Below are 17,803 nucleotides of genomic sequence, written 5' to 3' on the forward strand. Positions count from 1 at the left end.
ACCCTCCGTTGGGGGCCCGCCGTAAAGAGCGACACGTGTCGCCGCGGCCACGCGGTTTTTGCGATACCCGCTCGAACCCGCGGACAGTGAGCGACAGCGACGCGTCCCCTGTCGATAAGAAGTCGAAGACGGACATCCTCGCCGCGCAGATAGAGGAGGGGTTGGACGAACTCGAACGTCCCGCAGGCGCGCTCTTCCTGTCCGCGATATCCGCGGGCCTCGACATCGGGTTCGGTCCGTTCTTCATGGCCGTCGTGCTCACGCTCGTCGGCGGCGCGCTCCCCGACCCCGTGACGACGCTCCTCGTCGCGAACGCGTACACGTTCGGGTTCGTGTTCGTCATTCTCGGCCGCACCGAGTTGTTCACCGAACACACGACGCTCGCCGTTCTCCCCGTCCTCGACGGTCGCGCGTCCGCTCGAAAACTCGCTCGTCTCTGGGGATTGGTCTACGTCGGAAACGTTCTCGCGGGGGCGGTGTTCGCGACGGCGATGGTCGTGCTCGCGCCCGCGTACGGCGTCGTCGACCCCGCGGCGTTCGCACACCTCGCGCGGCCGATTGTCGACCATCCGCCGCTCGTCCTCCTCATGGGCGGCGTGTTCGCCGGCTGGCTGATGGGCTTACTCTCCTGGCTCATCACTGCCGCCGACTCCACGCTCTCCCGAATTGCGTTCGTCTGGCTCGTCACCATGGGTATCGGGCTGGCTCACCTCCCGCACTCCATCGCGGGGAACGTCGAGGTGCTCGCCGCCGTCCTCTCGTCGCCCGCGTTCGGCGTCTCCACGTACGCCGGGTTCCTGTTGCTCGCGACAGCCGGGAACGTCGTCGGTGGGACGCTGTTCGTGGCGCTCCTCAAGTACGGCTACGTTGTTCGGGGCGAGGAGTAACCGCAGAAAGTTTTTATCATCTAATCTGATAGGGCCGGTATGAAAACTCGTCGAGACGTTCTCGCGTCCGCCGGGGCCGCCACCGCGCTGACGGCACTCCCCGTCGGAACCGTCCGTGGGTCACAGTCCGCGGGCACGCTCTCCGAATCCCTGACGGTCTCCGCGGACTGGTCCGCCCCCCGAATTCGGTTCGACTTCGAGTACGACGTACCGGACTCGGTGTCCTCGTTCTCCCTCTCCACGATGCCGGCCGGGTTCTCGGTCGAGTCTGACGGGTTCGAGCTTGACGGCGGCGAGTACGTCTGGGACGGCACCGAATCCCCGCGCCAGACTGTCTCGCTCTCGGCCGACTCGTCGGCCATCGGCGACGAACTCAGCCGGGAGAACTGGGGATACATCGGGGGCGGAGCGGCCTGCGTGTGGACGCCATCCCTCGACATCGGTTCCGTCGAGGGTGACCTGAACGACGTGTCCCGGTCTCGCGCGTTCGACGGCGAGGGAATCGTCGTCCCGTCGTTCGCGTACGCCGGCCCGCATACCGTCTCCCGCCAGTACGTGAGTGACGCACGGGCGACCATCGTGTCCCCCGAAACGCTCACCCGGGACATCGACCCTGCTGTGCTCTTCGAGGAACTGGCGTTCCAACAGACGCATCTCTCCCAGCGCCGCCAGTACAGCGAGACATCGCTGCTCCTCCTGCCGTCCAGCCGGTTCGCCAACGCTGGGCTCGCGTCCGGAACTTCGATGGCCGTGTCGGCCAAGGCCGTCCCGACGACGACGCCCACCGACGTGCTCCCCCACGAGTTCGCGCACGTCATGTTCGGAACGTTCGGCGGCGGTCGGATGCGGTGGCTGACCGAGGCGAGCGCCGAGTACTACGGTAACCTCGTGGTGTTCAACCGCGGTATCGTCTCGTTCAACGAGTTCCACTCCCGGCACAGCACGAACGAGAACTACGACGCCGGATACACTAACATCGTCCTCGCCCAACCGTACACGTGGAGCGGCACCAGCGCCCACTACCGGAAGGGCTCGCAAGTGCTCGCCGCGCTCGACGCCGAGATTCAGGAACGATCGGGAGGCAACCGCGCGCTCATCGACGTGCTCACTGACACCTCGTTCCCCCTCGCGTCCTACCAGGGGTTCGAGAACGCGGTCGCACACTACGCCGGCGAGTCGATGAACGACTGGCTCGACCGATACGTCAACTCGGACGGCCTGCCGTCCGTCCCGTCCGACCCCGAGTACTACGTGCTCCCCGGCGTCTCACGCGACACGCTCGATGTCTCGACCACCACCGCGACGCCGACGACGCAGGCCACGACGACGGACTCAGCGACCGAACCCACAACTGGGCCGGACTCCACGTCGGGGAGTACGCCCGGGTTCGGTGTCGGGACGGGACTCGCGGCGCTCGTCGGTGGAACGATCGCCGCGCTCAAAAGAACGGAGTCGGACGAGTAGCGGCGCTTACGTGCCGTGCTGCCAGGAGTCCATGTACTCACGCTGGACGTCCGTGAGGTCGTCGAGTTCGATGCCCTCGGCGTCGAGTTTGAGTTCGGCGACTTCGCGGTCGAGCGCGTCCGGCACGTCGTGCAGGCCGTCGTCGTAGCCGTCACCGTGCGTCGCGAGTTCGCGGACGCAGACCGCCTGCACGCCGAACGACTGGTCCATCACTTCGACGGGATGCCCGAGGCTGACGGGGCTCGCGAGGTTCACGAGTCGGCCCTCGGCGAGCACGTTCACGCGTGAGCCGTCGGCGAGTTCGTACTCCTGCACGCCCTCGCGGACTTCGCGCTCGTTCACGGAGAGGTTCCGGAGGTCTTCGAGGTTGATTTCCACGTCGAAGTGCCCGGCGTTCGCCAGGACGACGCCGTCCTGCATGTCCTCGAAGTGGTCCGCGGTGATGACATCGCGGTTCCCGGTGGTGGTGACGAACACGTCGCCGCGTTCGGCGGCGTCGTCCATGCTCGTGACCTCGTAGCCCTCCATGTGGGCTTCGAGCGCCCGCCGCGGGTCGATTTCGGTGACGATGACGTGCGCGTTCTGCCCGCTCGCCTTCTTCGCGACGCCGCGGCCGCAGTACCCGAACCCGGCGACGACTACCGTTTTGCCGGCCCAGGAGAGGTTCGTGGTCATCGCGATGTTCGCGAGCGCGGACTCCCCGGTGCCGTGCACGTTGTCGAAGAGGTGCTTCATCGGGGTGTCGTTCACGTTGAACATCGGGTAGTCGAGCGCGCCGTCAGCGTCCATCGCGCGCAGCCGGTGGACGCCCGTCGTCGTCTCCTCGGTGCCGCCAATGATGGACTCCACGAGCTCGGGGTACTCCTCGTGGATGCGGAAGACGAGGTCGCCGCCGTCGTCCACCGTGATGGTGGGTTCGTGGTCGATGACGGCGTCGATGGCCTCGTAGTACTCGGTGTCGTCGATGCCGTGCTCGGCGTACGACGTGATGTTCTCGTGGGCGTCGAGCGCGACGCTCACGTCGTCGTGCGTGCTGAGCGGATTGCAGCCCGTGATGGCGACCTCCGCGCCGCCCTCCGCGAGCAGTTCGACGAGCGCCGCGGTCTTCGCTTCGACGTGCAGCGCCATTCCGACTGTCTGCCCGGAGAGCGGTCGTTCCGCCGTGAACTCGTCTTCGAGCGCGGAGAGAATCGGCATGTGTTCGCGGGCCCAGTCTATCTTCTGTCGGCCCGACTCGTGTTTCGCGTCCACGTCCGGGACGCGCTCGCTGATGGGAGCAGCCGTTTCCATACCTATCCCTTACGTACGCGACCCAAAACCCTACCGAAGCGAGAAGACCGCGTGAGGGTGGGAGACGGCGAGCCGTCGCGGTGGTTCCGATACGACCAACCGTCGACTCGGCACCGCGACGACACCAGCACTTCGACCGCGTGCAGAAAAAGACCGATGGCCGCTTCGATCACCCGCTCGTCGCGACGAGCGCGTTAGTTCCGGCCGGGCGCGCCCTCACGGCCGTTCCCGTTGCCGTTCGATTCGTCGTCCTCGTCGTCGCTGTCTTCGTCCTCGTCGTCGCTATCGTCTTCGTCGGTGTCGTCGTTCGTGGCTGCCTCGTGGTCGGGACCGCGGTCCTCAGGCGGGCCCTGCGTGTCGTTTTCGCCGTCCTCGTTCACGTCGTCACCGTTCGGGCCGCGGTCTTCGGGCGGGCCTTGCGTGGTGTTCTCGGCCGTCTCGTTCACGTCATCCGTTTCGTTTCCAGCGTCGTGACCGGGGCGGTCCTCGGGCGGGCCGGCGTGGTCGGGGCGGTCGTCAGCGCCCGGATTGTTCGCCGTAACGAAGTCCGCGAGCACGCGGCCGTCGACCGCGCCGTCACCGAACGTGACGGCGAGGAACTGCTGGACCTGCTGGCCGAACGGACTCTCCTCGGTCACTGTTTCGTTCTCGGCCGTCTCGTTCGTCTGCTCGTCGCTCGCGGTCTCCGCGAGGAGAGTGACGGTCGTGGACGCCGTGGTGTTGTTGTGCGTCGCCGTCACCGCGACGGTGACGTTCGTGTCGGGCGCGGGGAGGGCGACGGTGCCGTTCGCGTCCGTCGCGTACGTCCCCGTGCCGTTGTACGTGGTGTTCGTCGTCTCCGTGACGTTCACGGTCGCGTTCGCGACCGCGGTGTCGTTCGCCGTCACGGTGACGGTCGCGTCACTTCCGGCGTCGGGCTGGTCGACGCCGACGCTCAGTTCGCCGGTCGCCGTCGCACCGGCGACTGCGGGTACCGATACCGCGAGCACTGCCATGGCCGCGACGAGCGCGGCGGTGAATTTCATCGAGCGCATCGCATCCCACCGTACCAGCGGGACGGAGAAAAGGGGGGACGAACGTTCGACCCGTTCAGTCGGTTCGAGCGAGCGAGAAATTCCGTTCAGGACCGTTCACTGGCGTCGAAAACGGCCAAATGAGTTATTCAGCGCGGTCCGCGAGGTCGGCGGCGCGGTCGGCGGCACGCCCCCTGATTTCGGCCTCGTCGAGCGTCAGGAGGGAGCGGTCTTCCATGAGCACGCGGCCGTCGCAGACGGTGTGGCGCACGTCGCTCCCGCGGACGGCGTACGCGAGGTGGCTGACGTGGTCGTGGACGGGCGTCAGGTGGGGGGCGTCGAAGTCCACGACCGCGAGGTCGGCGTTCGCGCCCGCCTCGACGCGGCCGGAGTCGAACCCGAGCGCGTCCGCGCCGCCCGCGGTCGCCATCTCGACTGCGGCTTCCGCGGGGACTGCGGCCGCGTCCTCGGCGGCGAGCTTCCCGAGCATCGCGGCGTCCCGCAGCTCGTCGAACACGTCCAGGTCGTTGTTCGACGCCGCGCCGTCCGTCCCGAGCGCGACCGTCACGCCCGCATCCCGCATCCGCTGGACGGGCGCCATCCCGGACGCGAGCTTCATGTTCGACGCCGGGCAGTGCACGACCGCCGTCCCGCGCTCCGCGAGGAGGCTGATCTCCTCGTCGTCCACGTGGACGCCGTGCGCGAGGAAGTCGTCCTCGGTGAGCATCCCGAGGCCGTCCGCGTGCGTGAGCGGGCGTTCGCCCTCGGATTCGACGATGGGCGAGACTTCGCCCGTTGTCTCGTTCGCGTGGAAGTGCAGGGGAATTCCCGCGTCGCGCGCCTCCGCCGTGAACTCCGCGAGGAGGTCGTCGTCCACGGTGGTGAGGCTGTGCGGCGCGTACACCGTTCGCACGCGGCCGTCCGCGTACCCGTCGTACTCGCGAGCGAATTCGAGGCTCTCCTCGTTGTCCGCGCGGGCCTCCTCGCCGTTCTTCCCGACGGTGACGACGCCGTGGCCGAGTCGCGCCCGAACGCCGGCGTCCGCGACGGCCTCGGCGACCGTCGGTTCCTCGAAGTACATGTCCGCGAACGCCGTCACGCCGCCCCGAATCATCTCCACGAGCGCGAGTTCAGTACCGGCGCGCACGTCCTTGGACGTGAGTTCGGCCTCCGCCGGCCAGATGTCTTCCTGCAGCCACGCGTCGAGGGGTTTGTCGTCCGCGTACCCCCGCAGGAGCGTCATCGCGGCGTGCGTGTGCGCGTTCACCAGACCGGGCATCACCAGACAGCCCGCGGCGTCGAGCGTCTCGTCGCCGTCCGATACGTCGCCCACGTCGAGAATCTCGCCGGCGTCCTGGTCGACGAGCACGTCCGCGCGTTCGACCGAGAAGTCGGGACGGAGAACCCGTCCGCCAGCGACCCGTAGCGTACTCATGTCGCGGCGTTCGCGGGTGCCGGCTGTGAATCTGTTGGAAACTCGGCGGAAGACTTACCTGCCGTCTGACGAATTCCCCGACATGGGTATCTTCGGCCGCCTGAAAACCGGGTTCGCGTTCGCGCGACGGAGCGTGCGCGTCCTCCGTGACCACCCCCGTCTCGCCGTCCTCCCCGCGGTCGCCGGTGTCGCCGGCCTGTTGTACGTTGCCGCGCTCTGGGGAGTCGTCCTCTCGGTCGAACCGTCCCCGAACCAGCCCCTCCTCGTCGCCGCGCTGTTCTGCCTGTACTTCGGCTCCACCCTCCTCGCGTCATACTTCACGGCCGCGTTGATGTTCTGCGCGAAGCAGGTGTTCGAGGACGACGAGCCGTCTATCCGGGACGGCCTGCGCGCCGCCGGCCGAAACCTCGGGCCGCTGCTCGCGTGGGCCGCCATTAGCGCCGTCGTCGGCGTTATCATCCGGCTCATCGAGTCGAACGACTCCCTCCCCGCGAAACTCATTGCTGGCGTGTTCAGCGTCGCGTGGGGGATTCTCACCTACTTCGTCGTTCCCGTCATCGTGTTCGAGGATGTCGACGTCTTCGAGATGTTCTCTCGGAGCAAGGAGACTGTCCAGCAGACGTGGGGGGAGTCCCTCGGTGCGGCGGGCGGCGTCGGACTCGTTACCGTCGCGCTCGTCCTCCTCGGCGCGCTTCCCGGTGTCGTTCTCCTCGTCGCCGTCCCCGGCGCAACGGCAGTCGCCCTCGTCGTGCTCGTGGGTGGCGTCCTCCTCGCGGGACTCGTCGGCCAGACCCTGACGGGCATCGCGAAGACCGCGCTCTACGTCTACGCCACTGAGGACGAGACGCCCGCGTACTTCGACGGCATCGAGTTCGGGGACGACGGCGACGGCGGGGACGGCGGGAACAACGGCGTGCGGAGCCGCCTCCCCGGGTCCGGTGGAATCGTCGGAAGGAAAAGCTAGTTCCCGGTCGCCGCCGATTCCCGCGTATGCGCATCGCCGTCCCCAACAAGGGCCGCCTGCACGACCCGACCGTCGACCTCTTGGACCGCGCGGGCCTCTCGATAGAGCCGACCGCGGACCGCCAGCTATACGCCGACACCGTCGACCCCGACATCACGGTGCTGTTCGCGCGCGCCGCCGACATCCCGGAGTACGTCGCGGACGGCGCGGCCGACCTCGGCATCACTGGTCTCGACCAGGTCCGGGAGTCCGGCGTCGACCTGGACGACCGCCTCGACCTCGGCTACGGGGAGTGCCGGCTCGTCCTCGCCGCGCCCGAGGAGGACGACGTGCGTTCCGTCGGCGACCTCGCCGGGAAGACCGTCGCCACCGAGTTCCCGCGTATCGCCCGCGAGTACTTCGACACCACCGCTGTCGACCCCGATATCGTGGAGGTGTCGGGCGCGACCGAACTCACGCCGCACGTGGAGATGGCTGACGCCATCATCGACATCACCTCGACGGGAACGACGCTCCGCGTGAACCGCCTCGAAATCGTGGACGAGGTCCTCAAGAGCTCCGTCAGGCTGTTCGGTCGCCCCGATGTCGAGAGCGAGAAGGCCAGTCAGGTCGAGACCGCACTCGACTCCGTCATCGCCGCGGAGGACAAACGCTACCTCATGCTGAACGCGCCCGCGGACCGCCTCGACGACATTGAGGACGTGATTCCCGGGCTCGGCGGCCCGACAGTGCTCGACGTGGACGAACCGAACACGGTCGCCGTGCACGCCGTCGTCCCCGAACGAGAGGTCTTCCAGACGATAACCGACCTCAAGGAGAGGGGTGCGAGCGACGTACTGGTCACCGAAATCGAGCGGCTCGTCGAGTAATCGGGACTAGTCGCGGAGGCGTTCACCGAGTTCCGCGGCCTTCGCCGGCACGAACCACAACAACGCACCCGCGATTGCGACGCCGAGGAGGCCGAGCGCGGACTCCCGGAGCGCGGTCGCGTCGCCGCTCAGGAAGACGACTGCCGCGGCGAGACCGAACGAAAGCCACACCAGTCCGAACCGGTCACCCAGCGCGTCCGCGACGACGCCGGTGAACACGCCCACGCACGCGACACCGAGTACCGCCGCGAACGCCGTCGACGGCTCCAGTACGTAACTCAGTGAGAACAGCGCGGCGGCGACGCCGACCATCACCGCGCTCGCCCGGAACACCTGCTCGCGAGGGGAGGGCTCCATACCCCGCGTTTCGACCTGCTCCCCGAAAAACCCCGTGAGGCCGTTCAGTCGCTGTAACTCAGCATCTGTCGAACGGCTCAAGGAGCCCGAACGAGCGGATTCACCGCTCGCCGGCGGCGAGCGGCCTTTTTATGTTACTTTTTAGCGGAGCGGGTCGCGGAGCGACCCCGACGCTAAAAATTCACTCGAGCAGGCCGAGTTCTTCGAGGCGGCTGACGATCTTGTCGACGGCGTGCTCGGCGTCCTCGGGCTTCTTCCCGCCGGTGATGACGAGTTTTCCGGAGCCGAATAGGAGCGCGACGACTTCGGGTTCGTCGAGGCGGTAGACGAGGCCGGGGAACTGCTCGGGTTCGTACTCGATGTTCTCGAGGCCCAATCCGATGGCGATGGCGTTGAGGTTGAGCTGTCGTCCCAGGTCGGCGGAGGTGACGATGTTCTGGACGACGATTTCGGGGTCGTCCTCGACTTCGATGTTGAGGTCGCGGAGTTTGTCGAAGACGATGCGGAGGCTTTCGTGGACGTCCGCGGTGGATTTCGCGCCGGTGCAGACGATTTTGCCGGAGCGGAAGATGAGCGCGGCGCTCTTCGGTTCTTGGGTGCGGTAGACGAGGCCGGGGAACTGTTCGGGGTCGTAATCGGCGCCTTCGAGGTCCATGGCGACGCTCTGAAGGTCGAGCTCCTGGCCGATTCCCGTGGAGGCGACCACGTTTTCAATGTTGATGGTTTCCTTGGGGTCGGTCATATACGACTTAAATATCGTATTTAACCTTTATAAAGTTTGGCGGTCCGGCGAGCCGAGCCCCCACCTGCTTTTAACAAACGCCTTGTGTTGACGCCGCGAACGCCCGGTGTGTACCTCCTCGAACTCGTCGGTTCGGACGACGATTTCGCGGTCGCGGAGGCGCGCGCGGCCGCCGCGCCCGCCGTCGAGCGCGTCGCGCCCGGTCTCGCCGTCGCGCCGTCGCTCGACCTCGACCGAGCGAGCGACCTCGCGTTCACCCGGTACGCGAGCCGCCTCGTCGGCCGCACTGACGCCAGCGTCGAGAGCGCCGCCGCCCTCCTCGACGCCGCGAACGTCGGTATCGAGGGGACTGTCGCGGTGCGTGCGGCGGATGTGCGCGGGAGCGCGGGCGTCGACACGCAGCGCGCGGAGCGCGAACTCGGCGGCGTGCTCACCGACCGCGGGTTTTCCGTGGACCTCGACGACCCCGACTTCGTCCTGCGCGCCGCGTTCAGCGACGACACGTGCGCGCTCGGCTGGCTCGCGGTCGCCACCGACCGCGACTACGATGCCCGCAAACCCACGAAACGCCCGTTCTTCCAGCCCGGGTCGATGGACCCGATGCTCGCCCGCGGCCTCGTCAACCTCGCCGGCGCGCGCGATGGAACCCGCCTCCTCGACCCGATGTGCGGGACGGGCGGCGTGCTCATCGAGGCCGGCCTGGTCGGCGCGCGACCGCTCGGAAACGACGCGCAGGAGAAGATGGTGCGCGGGGCGCGCGAGAACCTCGCCGCCTACGCCGACGACTTCGCGGTGTGGCGGGGCGACGCCACCCGCCTCCCCCTCCGTGATGGCGCGGTCGACGCCGCCGTCTTCGACGCGCCGTACGGCCGCCAGTCGAAAATCGAGACGCACGACCTCAGCGACCTCGTCGGCGGCGCGCTCACCGAGGTCGAACGCGTCACCGAGGGTCGATGCGTGTTCGTCGCCGACCGCGACTGGCGCGACGAAGCCCGGGATGCGGGCTGGACCGTCGAATCCCGGTTCGTGCGGCGCGTCCACCGCTCGCTCGACCGTCACGTCCTCGTCTTGAAGTGACCGGCGTTCGTCGCTGATGCCCGCCCGGTTCGGATTCCGACGTTTTCCCCGACGAACGTTCGGAACTGTTCGACGAGGCGGGTGTTTCGTCGGGGCTTCGAACGGGAAACGCCCGTGAACGACGAGTACGTACGGCCGGGTATGCCACGTCCGGCTACCGGTTCCCTCCCCGGCCGTCTCGACTGCGCCGCCGACTGGGGCGTGTACGCGCTCGTCGTCGGCACGCTCCTCGGCCTGGTCGCGTTCGTCACGAACCCCGTCCCCGACCCCTCGTTCCCGTGGGCGACGCTCCCGCCGTCGCTCCGCCTCCCCTACACGCAGCCCCGCATCGAGCACTGGCCGGTGTCGTACACGCTCGCCGTCTGGCTCTGGGTGTTCGGCCTCCCGTTCGCGCTGCTCGCCGCGTACCGCCGGTTCGCCCCCGCCGCGGGCAGCCGTTCGGCCTGGCTCGTCGGCGCGCCCGCCGCCCTCATGGTCGCGCTCACCACGTACTGTCGGTATTTCTGGCCGAAACTCGCGCCCGCGACGTGGAACGCGCCCGCGTACACCTTCGTCTGCTGGGCGTACTGCTCGTCGTACGTCCCAGCCTGGAGTACGCTCGCGTACGCTATCGCCGTCGTCGGCGTCGCCGCGTTCCTCGTCGCTCGAACCGACGGCAACCGGGCGGCGGTCGCGGCGGGCGCGTTCGGTGTGCTCGCGCTCCCGCTCGGCGTCCCGGCGCTCTACTACGCAACCACCAAAAGTGACTGACCGTTCAGTCAAAACGGCTTAGTTGGTAGAGCGTCTCCACGTTCCCGTGAGCGCGATAGATGCCGACCACCTGGCGTTGACGTACGCCGACGGAACCGAGGCCGTCACGGACGTGTCGCTGGACGTGCCGGAGGGCGAGTTCTTCGGGTTCCTCGGCGCGAACGGCGCCGGGAAGACGACTACCATCAAGACGCTCGTCACGCTCCTGAAACCGACCGCGGGGTCGGTGACGGTGAACGGCTACGACGTCGAGGACGACCCCCGCGAGGTACGGAAGTCCATCGGGTACATGGCGCAGGAGACGAGTATCGACCCACAGCTGACTGCGCGGGAGAACATCCGGTTCGCGTGCGAGGCGTACGGCGTTCGCGCCGCAAACCGGGGCGACCGAATCGACGAACTGCTCGACCTCGTGGACCTCGCGGACGTGGCGGACAAGCAGGCGAAGGACTTCTCGGGCGGGATGAAAAAACGCCTCGACGTTGCGACCGCGCTCGTCCACGAACCCCCAATCGTCTTCCTCGACGAGCCGACGACCGGCCTCGACCCGAAGGCGCGCAACCGGCTCTGGGACTACTTCGAGCGCGTGAACGACCGCGGCACCACGATGTTCCTCACCACCCAGTATCTGGAGGAGGCCGACCAGCTCTGCGACCGCATCGCCGTCATCCGGGACGGCGAAATCGCGGTGGACGGGTCCCCACAGGAACTCAAATCGCAGGTGGGTGGGGACGTGCTCGAAATCGACCTCGACGACCCGACCGCGGACGACATCGAGCGCGCTCGCGACCTCGCACTCGACTCGCCGCTCGTGGACGGTCCCGACGCGGTCGAGACGACCGACTCGGGCATCGTCGTCACGTCCGCGGAGGCGCGCCGGCACGGCACCGACCTCCTCGTCGCGCTCTCCGACGCCGGCCTCACCGTCACCGGGTTCAACGTCCGCAGTCCGACCCTGGACGACGTGTTCCTCGCCATCACCGGCGAGGAGTACGACGCCGACCCCGCGGACGAGAGCGGCGCGGGTGATGGCGAATGAGCGACGGGCGCGCGGCCGGGAACGGCTTCGTCGTGGACACCTGGGTGAACCTCAAGCGCTGGCTCATCAGAACGGTTCGGAACCCGTTCGTGGTGACGTTCAGCCTCCTGAACCCCATCATGTTCCTCGTGCTGTTCACGGAGGTGTTCGGGAACCTCGCGGGCGGCGCCATCAGCGGCATGGTCGGCGGCGACGTGAGTTACGTCACCTACCTCGTGCCCGCCATCGCCATCCAGGTGTCGCTCATCGCCGCGACCACGTCCGGCGTCGGATTGGTCGAGGACATCGAGTCCGGGATGTTCGAGAAGGCGCTCGTCTCGCCGATGCACCGCGGCGCCGTCTTCTTCGGGAAGTCGCTCTCCGAGGTCCTCCGCATCGTCGTCCAGGTCGTCATCATCCTCGCGTTCGGCTACGTCCTCCTCCTCCTGGGCGAGGGCGGGCGGTTCACTGACTACATCGACACCGGCGTCCTCGGCGCGCTCGGCATCGTCGCTGTCGGCATCCTCTTCTCCATCTGGTTCACGGCGTTCTCGAACGTCATGGCGCTCGCCACCCGCGATCAGGAGTCCACGATGATCGCCGTGAACGTCCTCCAGTTCCCCCTGCTCTTCCTCTCCAGTGCCTTCCTCCCCCTGAACAGCCTGCCGGGCTGGGTGCAGACCATCGCCGCGTTCAACCCCATCACGTACGGCGTGGACGCCGCCCGCGCATTGATGTTCGGCCGGGACACCATGACCGTCATCGAGGTCACCGCGTTCGGCGGGATGTGGGACACGCTCGTCCCCGCCGTCGCCGTGCTCGGCGCGCTCGACCTCGCGCTCGGCGCGGTCGCCGTCTACTACATGGCGCGCGCCACCAGCGCCGATGCGCGCTGACCGAGAGGAGTACCACTTTAGGTCGCAGGCGTGTTCTCCATGCGTATGGAGCAGTACCTCGGGCTCGTATCTGACACCCTCCGGGAGGGCAACCACAAGCCGAACCGGACGGGCGTCGACACGATTTCGGCGTTCAGCCGGCATTACGAGACGGACCTCGCGGACGGCTACCCTCTCTTGACGACGAAGAAGATGGACGGCTTCCGCTGGAAGTCGATGCTGCACGAACTCCTCTGGTATCTCTCCGGCGAGGAGCACGTCCGCGACCTCCGCGAGAAGACCGGTATCTGGGACGAGTGGGCGGACGAGGACGGCCACCTCGACACCGCCTACGGGCGGTTCTGGCGGCGCTACCCGATTCCGGACGAGGGCTTGCCGGGTGAGACGTGGGCAGGGAACGAAAACGACTGGGTGACCGAGGAGGGGACGTTCGACCAGATACAGTACGTCCTCGACCAGCTGGAGGAGAACCCGAACTCGCGGCGTCTCGTCGTGAACGCCTGGCATCCCGCGAACGCGGCGGTCTCGACGCTCCCGCCTTGCCATTACACGTTCGTGTTCAACGTGCAGGGCGACCGACTCAACCTCCACCTGACACAGCGCTCGGGCGACATCGCCCTGGGCGTGCCGTTCAATCTCGCCGCGTACGCGCTCCTCCTCACCGCCGTCGCGCAGCGCACCGGGTTCGAACCCGGGACGTTCGCGCACACCGTCGTGGACGCCCACGTCTACTGCGGCGAGGGCGCTCGCGGCGCGTGGTACGGCGACAACCTCGCCGAACTCCAGTCCCGACTCGCCGAGGACGACCCGTTCGACGTGAAATCGTGGGTCGAAGCCGAGGCTCCCGACGGTTCGACGGACCCGCGTGGGAAGCCGTACGACCACGTCCCCGGCCTCCTCGAACAGCTCGCGCGCGACCCCAAACCCAAGCCCGAAATCGAAGTCGCCGACAAGCCGCTCGACGACCTCGAATTCGACGACATCGCGCTCGCGGGGTACGAGTCGCATCCCGGCCTGGACTTCGGCGTGGCGGAATGAAACTCAGTATCGTCGCGGCCGTCGCCGCGAACGGCGTCATCGGCCGCGAGGGCGGGATGCCGTGGCACTACCCCGAGGACCTCGAACACTTCAAGGAGACCACGACCGGCCATCCGGTCATCATGGGACGGCGGACGTTCGAGAGCATCCGCGAGCGCATCGGCGGCCCGCTCCCCGACCGCACGAACGTCGTCCTCACCAGCAATCCCGACAGCCTCCCGGACGGCGTCGTCGGTGTCGGGAGCGTCGAGGAGGCCGTCTCAGCCGCCCGCGCCCGCAACGACGAAGCGTACGTCGTCGGCGGCGAAACCGTCTACCAGCAGTTCCTCCCTCGCGCCGACGAACTGATTCTCACCGAACTCGAAGCGGAGTACGAGGGCGACACCCGGTTCCCGGACTGGGACCGGGAGGCGTGGAAGGAAGTCGAGCGCGACGACCGCGAGGCGTTCGCGTTCGTCACCTACCGCAGGCGCGCGACGAGCGAGTCGTAGTCCGCGACGAGCGCGCCGATTGCGGCGGCGACGAGCCAGAGCACAGTTCCCTCGGCGGGATGTGGGCCGGGCGTGCTGGTGAGCCCAGTCAGGGCGTACAACCCTATCGAGACTAGCATCGTCACGATCGCGAACCACCACACCCGGCTGTACGGGACTTCGAGGCGGCCGGTCGCGATGAGCCATCCGAGGACGGCGCCCGGACCCATCAGTATCAGGAGGCCGAGAAGGACGGGTGGATCGGCACCGAAGACGACGGCGGTCAGGCCGCTCACGGCGATAGCGTTCAGGAACACGCAGCCGATGACGATGCCGATTCGCTCGAACGTATCGGGGAGGGCCATACGCGAACCACTTACTCGGCCGACAAAAACCTTCTCCGCGCGTCAGCGTCCGAGTTCCGCGAGCATCCGCCCGAGTTGGACGCGGTCCGAGTTGCCTTCGGCGAGCATCACGTCCACGTCGCCCGCGAGTTCGTGGAGTTCCGCGAGGTCGTCGCCCGCGTACCGCGACCGGCCGACTCTGAGAATCTCGTCGAGGACTTCGGTTCCCTCCAGTCCTTCGTCGACGAGCAGGTCGTCGAGGGTGGAGCGCGCGTCCGTGAAGTCGCCGGCCTCGGCGTCGTCCAGCATCCCTGTGATTTCGTCGTCCAACCCCACGTCCTGGAGGGTCTCGTAGGCGGCGTCCATCGTCACCTCGCCCTCAGCCTCGTACGTGGCTTGGGCGGCGGTGACGGCCTTCCGGAGGTTGCCGGCGGCGTACCCCGCGACGTACTCCAGACCGTCGTCCTCGTACGCGACCTCCTCGGCTTCGACGATGTCACGGAGCACGCCGACGGTTTCGTCCGCCGTCGGCGCGCGCACGGACACGGGGAAACACCGCGAGCGAATCGGCGGGATGAGCTTCGTCGGCTGGCGGGTCGCGATGACGAACTGGGTCGCCTCGTGGTGTTGTTCCATCACGCGACGCAGCGCCTGCTGGAAGTCCTCGCGGATGGATTCGGCGTTGTCGAGCAGGACGGTCGTGTAGTTGCCCGACACCGGCGGATAGCTCGCGGACTCCTTCAGCACGTAGTTGATGAGGTCCGCCTTCGAGGAGTTGCGCTTGCGCTTCGGCGTGATGAAGTGCTCGAAGCGCGGGTCGTTCGCTATCTCCTTCTTCGTCATCCCGAAGAAGTCCTTCACGTTCAGCTCGACGAGGTCGTTCCGGCTGTCGTGTGCGGCGTCCGCGAGCGCGCGCACCGCCGCGGTCTTCCCCACGCCGACGGGCCCGTGGAGCACGAGGTTCACGGGTTCGTCCACGGCGTCCTGGAGGCGTTCGCGCACGTCCTCCTGCGGGAGGTCGGCGAGGGAGGGCGCGTGCGTCTCTATCCAGAGCGGGTCGTCCATACCGAAAGAAGTCGCGGCGCGGGTAAGAATCGGTCGGTTACGCCTATCGTCCGCCGCCGCTTCCGCCGTCGCCGCCGCGGTCACCGCCCCCGCGGTCGCTCAACCGCACCGAGAGTTTCCCGCGGTCGTCGCCCGCCTCAGCGAGCACGCGGACGTGGTGGGCGTCCGGCACGGTGACGGTGGTGGTGCCGTTCGCGTCCGTGGTGCCGACGCGCTCGCCGTTCACGGTGACGGTCGCGTTCGCGACGGCGCTCCCGTTCTCGGTGACGCGCACGGTCGCGTTCTCGCCCGCGGAGACGTTCCCCGCGACGGAGACGTTCAGACTCCCGCTACTCCCGCACATGCACTCTCCGTGCATCCGGACTGGGTTCACGGGCTTGTTCAGACCCGTCTCGCTCACCACGGGCTTGATGATGTACTTCCCGCTGTTCCCGGCTTTCACGACGTTGATGTCGTAGACGAAGTGCGCGGAACTGCTCGCGTTCAGCGTGAACTCGCTGTTCACGTGGAGCTTCTGCGACGGCAGCTTCACGTTCACCGACTCGCCGGTCGTGAGCGTGCCGTTCACCTCGCTCACGTACGCGAACACCGTGTCGTAGGTGCCCGCGGGCACGGAGACATTCCCGAGCAGGCTCGCGTTCTCGCCCTGCAACCGCGTCAGGTCGACCGTCGTGTCGTTCACGTCCCGCTCCACCCACTCGGATTCGGACTCCTCGGTCGTGGCGGCGGTCGTCGTGGTCGTGTTGGTCGCCGTCGTGGTTTCGTTGGTTGTGGTGCTCGTCGCGTTCACCGTCGAGGTCGCGTCCGCCGTGTCGTTCGCGCTTCCGACGAGGTGGAAGCCGACGCGCGTGATGGTGACGTTCAGGTGTTCGAAGTCACCGATAGCGCCCGGCCGGTCGCTCACGTAGAACGCGACTTGCGCCGTCCCGTCGGTCGTTGTTCCGTCGGTCGTCGTACCGTCCGTGGTGGTCGCCGCCGTGGTGGGGCCGCCCGCGCCGGCGCACCCGGCGAGGACGACGGTCACCGCGACGACGAGCGTGGCCAGTGTGCGATTCATGTACTCGACCCGTGGGGCGCGACGGGGATTAAGCCGGACGGCCGTTCACCCGTTCGAACCGTTTTGGACGGTTTGAACGACGAGTCGAAGCCGCTTTCCGGCCGCCAGCCCGACGCTCACCCATGACTCTCCACGTTACCTTCCTCGGGACGAGCGGGGCCGTCCCCACGACGACCCGGAACCCGAGCTCCGTCTTCGTGAAGCGCGGGGGTGACGCGTTCCTCTTCGACGCCGGGGAGGGGACGCAGCGCCAGATGATGACGTACGGCACCGGGTTCGACGTGTCTGACGTGTTCGTCTCGCACGTCCACGGCGACCACGTGCTCGGCCTCCCCGGGCTCGTGCAGACGTGGGACTTCAACGACCGCTCGGAGCCGGTGACGATTCACACGCCCCGCGGGACGAAGTCGAAGCTCGACCAGCTCGTGCGCGCCATCGGCTCCCCGTCAGGGTTCTCGGTTCGCGTGAGCGAAGTCACCCCCGGCGAAGTCGTTCTCGAACGCGACGAGTACGAGGTCCGGGCGTTCGAGACCGAACACCGCACCACGTCGGTCGGGTACGCGCTCCGCGAGCACGACCGGAACGGCCGGTTCGACCGCGAGAAGGCGGAGGAACTCGGCGTTCCGGTCGGCCCGAAGTTCAGCGAACTCCACGCGGGCAACCCCGTGGAACTCGACGACGGCACGGTCGTGCGGCCCGAACAGGTCGTGGGCGCCCCGCGGCCCGGCCGTACCGTCGTCTACACGGGCGACACGCGCCCCGTCGACGCGACCGTGGAGGCCGCCGACGACGCCGACCTCCTGATTCACGACGCGACGTTCGCCGACGACGCCGCGGAACGCGCCGCTGAAACCGGACACTCCACCGCTGGCGAGGCCGCGCGAGTCGCACGGGACGCCGGCGCGCGACGCCTCGCGCTCACCCACATCTCCAGCCGGTACGCGGGCGACGCGAGCGACCTCAAGCAGCAGGCGGAGCGCACGTTCACGGGGAAGACCGTCGTCGCGCACGACGGCCTCGAACTCGACGTTGCCTACCCACAGTAGGGCGGCCGTGCGCTTATATTT

At 67.8% G+C, this 17,803-nt stretch carries 19 protein-coding genes; 11 read left to right on the plus strand and 8 right to left on the minus strand.

Annotated features, from left to right (window positions below; all coding sequences use genetic code 11):
* The first annotated feature begins 86 nt into the window (after positions 1–86).
* Positions 87–887, plus strand: a complete 801-nt coding sequence (locus U3A55_RS11510) for a formate/nitrite transporter family protein (RefSeq protein WP_330991647.1) — start codon at positions 87–89, stop codon at positions 885–887.
* Between the two features lie 39 nt (positions 888–926).
* Positions 927–2,351 (plus strand): hypothetical protein, encoded by a 1,425-nt coding sequence (locus U3A55_RS11515; RefSeq protein ID WP_330991648.1) that lies wholly within the window; start codon positions 927–929, stop codon positions 2,349–2,351.
* 6 nt (positions 2,352–2,357) lie between these two features.
* On the opposite strand, the gene U3A55_RS11520 is transcribed toward U3A55_RS11515, so the two are convergent.
* The 3 genes from U3A55_RS11520 to U3A55_RS11530 form a co-directional block, all read right to left on the minus strand.
* On the minus strand, positions 2,358–3,641 hold the full coding sequence (locus U3A55_RS11520; RefSeq protein WP_330991649.1) for an adenosylhomocysteinase: 1,284 nt from the start codon (positions 3,639–3,641) through the stop codon (positions 2,358–2,360).
* Between the two features lie 194 nt (positions 3,642–3,835).
* Positions 3,836–4,675 (minus strand): hypothetical protein, encoded by an 840-nt coding sequence (locus U3A55_RS11525; protein ID WP_330991650.1) that lies wholly within the window; start codon positions 4,673–4,675, stop codon positions 3,836–3,838.
* A 124-nt stretch (positions 4,676–4,799) separates the two neighbouring features.
* Positions 4,800–6,089, minus strand: coding sequence for an amidohydrolase (locus tag U3A55_RS11530; protein ID WP_330991651.1), 1,290 nt, complete (start codon positions 6,087–6,089; stop codon positions 4,800–4,802).
* A gap of 82 nt (positions 6,090–6,171) precedes the next feature.
* On the opposite strand from U3A55_RS11530, the gene U3A55_RS11535 reads away from it, so the two are divergent.
* Positions 6,172–7,053 (plus strand): DUF6159 family protein, encoded by an 882-nt coding sequence (locus U3A55_RS11535; protein WP_330991652.1) that lies wholly within the window; start codon positions 6,172–6,174, stop codon positions 7,051–7,053.
* Between the two features lie 26 nt (positions 7,054–7,079).
* Positions 7,080–7,922: an ATP phosphoribosyltransferase gene (gene hisG, locus U3A55_RS11540; RefSeq protein WP_330991653.1), complete on the plus strand. Its 843-nt coding sequence runs from the start codon at positions 7,080–7,082 to the stop codon at positions 7,920–7,922.
* Between the two features lie 6 nt (positions 7,923–7,928).
* Here hisG and U3A55_RS11545 read toward each other — a convergent pair whose 3' ends face one another.
* Together U3A55_RS11545 and U3A55_RS11550 are read right to left on the minus strand one after the other, a co-directional pair.
* Positions 7,929–8,279, minus strand: a complete 351-nt coding sequence (locus U3A55_RS11545) for a hypothetical protein (protein WP_330991654.1) — start codon at positions 8,277–8,279, stop codon at positions 7,929–7,931.
* Between the two features lie 181 nt (positions 8,280–8,460).
* Complete coding sequence (locus tag U3A55_RS11550) at positions 8,461–9,021, minus strand: TATA-box-binding protein (protein ID WP_330991655.1); 561 nt, start codon at positions 9,019–9,021, stop codon at positions 8,461–8,463.
* A gap of 108 nt (positions 9,022–9,129) precedes the next feature.
* On the opposite strand from U3A55_RS11550, the gene U3A55_RS11555 reads away from it, so the two are divergent.
* The 6 genes from U3A55_RS11555 to U3A55_RS11580 all read left to right on the plus strand — a co-directional run bounded on the left by U3A55_RS11555 (position 9,130) and on the right by U3A55_RS11580 (position 14,291).
* Complete coding sequence (locus U3A55_RS11555) at positions 9,130–10,098, plus strand: TIGR01177 family methyltransferase (RefSeq protein WP_330991656.1); 969 nt, start codon at positions 9,130–9,132, stop codon at positions 10,096–10,098.
* A 141-nt stretch (positions 10,099–10,239) separates the two neighbouring features.
* The gene (locus U3A55_RS11560; protein ID WP_330991657.1) at positions 10,240–10,848 is read left to right on the plus strand and encodes a hypothetical protein; all 609 of its coding nucleotides are present in this window, start codon (positions 10,240–10,242) and stop codon (positions 10,846–10,848) included.
* 46 nt (positions 10,849–10,894) lie between these two features.
* A complete protein-coding gene (locus U3A55_RS11565) occupies positions 10,895–11,887 on the plus strand; it encodes an ABC transporter ATP-binding protein (RefSeq protein ID WP_330991658.1) in 993 nt (330 codons plus the stop codon).
* A complete protein-coding gene (locus U3A55_RS11570) occupies positions 11,884–12,762 on the plus strand; it encodes an ABC transporter permease (RefSeq protein ID WP_330991659.1) in 879 nt (292 codons plus the stop codon). Before U3A55_RS11565 ends, U3A55_RS11570 begins: the two co-directional genes overlap by 4 nt.
* A gap of 45 nt (positions 12,763–12,807) precedes the next feature.
* Complete coding sequence (thyA, locus tag U3A55_RS11575) at positions 12,808–13,800, plus strand: thymidylate synthase (protein ID WP_330991660.1); 993 nt, start codon at positions 12,808–12,810, stop codon at positions 13,798–13,800.
* Positions 13,797–14,291, plus strand: a complete 495-nt coding sequence (locus U3A55_RS11580; protein ID WP_330991661.1) for a dihydrofolate reductase — start codon at positions 13,797–13,799, stop codon at positions 14,289–14,291. Before thyA ends, U3A55_RS11580 begins: the two co-directional genes overlap by 4 nt.
* Here the strand turns inward: U3A55_RS11580 and U3A55_RS11585 are convergent.
* From U3A55_RS11585 to U3A55_RS11595, 3 genes are read right to left on the minus strand one after another with little or no spacing between them, the layout of a single operon-like run.
* A complete protein-coding gene (locus U3A55_RS11585) occupies positions 14,261–14,635 on the minus strand; it encodes a hypothetical protein (RefSeq protein WP_330991662.1) in 375 nt (124 codons plus the stop codon). The genes U3A55_RS11580 and U3A55_RS11585 overlap by 31 nt on opposite strands.
* A 42-nt stretch (positions 14,636–14,677) precedes the next feature.
* Positions 14,678–15,679, minus strand: coding sequence for an AAA family ATPase (locus tag U3A55_RS11590; protein ID WP_330991663.1), 1,002 nt, complete (start codon positions 15,677–15,679; stop codon positions 14,678–14,680).
* A gap of 43 nt (positions 15,680–15,722) precedes the next feature.
* Complete coding sequence (locus U3A55_RS11595; protein ID WP_330991664.1) at positions 15,723–16,736, minus strand: DUF4382 domain-containing protein; 1,014 nt, start codon at positions 16,734–16,736, stop codon at positions 15,723–15,725.
* A 122-nt stretch (positions 16,737–16,858) separates the two neighbouring features.
* Here U3A55_RS11595 and rnz point away from each other — a divergent pair, with 122 nt between their 5' ends.
* On the plus strand, positions 16,859–17,782 hold the full coding sequence (gene rnz, locus U3A55_RS11600; protein WP_330991665.1) for a ribonuclease Z: 924 nt from the start codon (positions 16,859–16,861) through the stop codon (positions 17,780–17,782).
* Positions 17,783–17,803: the final 21 nt, after the last annotated feature.

The sequence above is a fragment of the Salarchaeum sp. III genome (genome assembly GCF_036418315.1).
In the GTDB taxonomy this organism is placed as follows: domain Archaea; phylum Halobacteriota; class Halobacteria; order Halobacteriales; family Halobacteriaceae; genus Salarchaeum.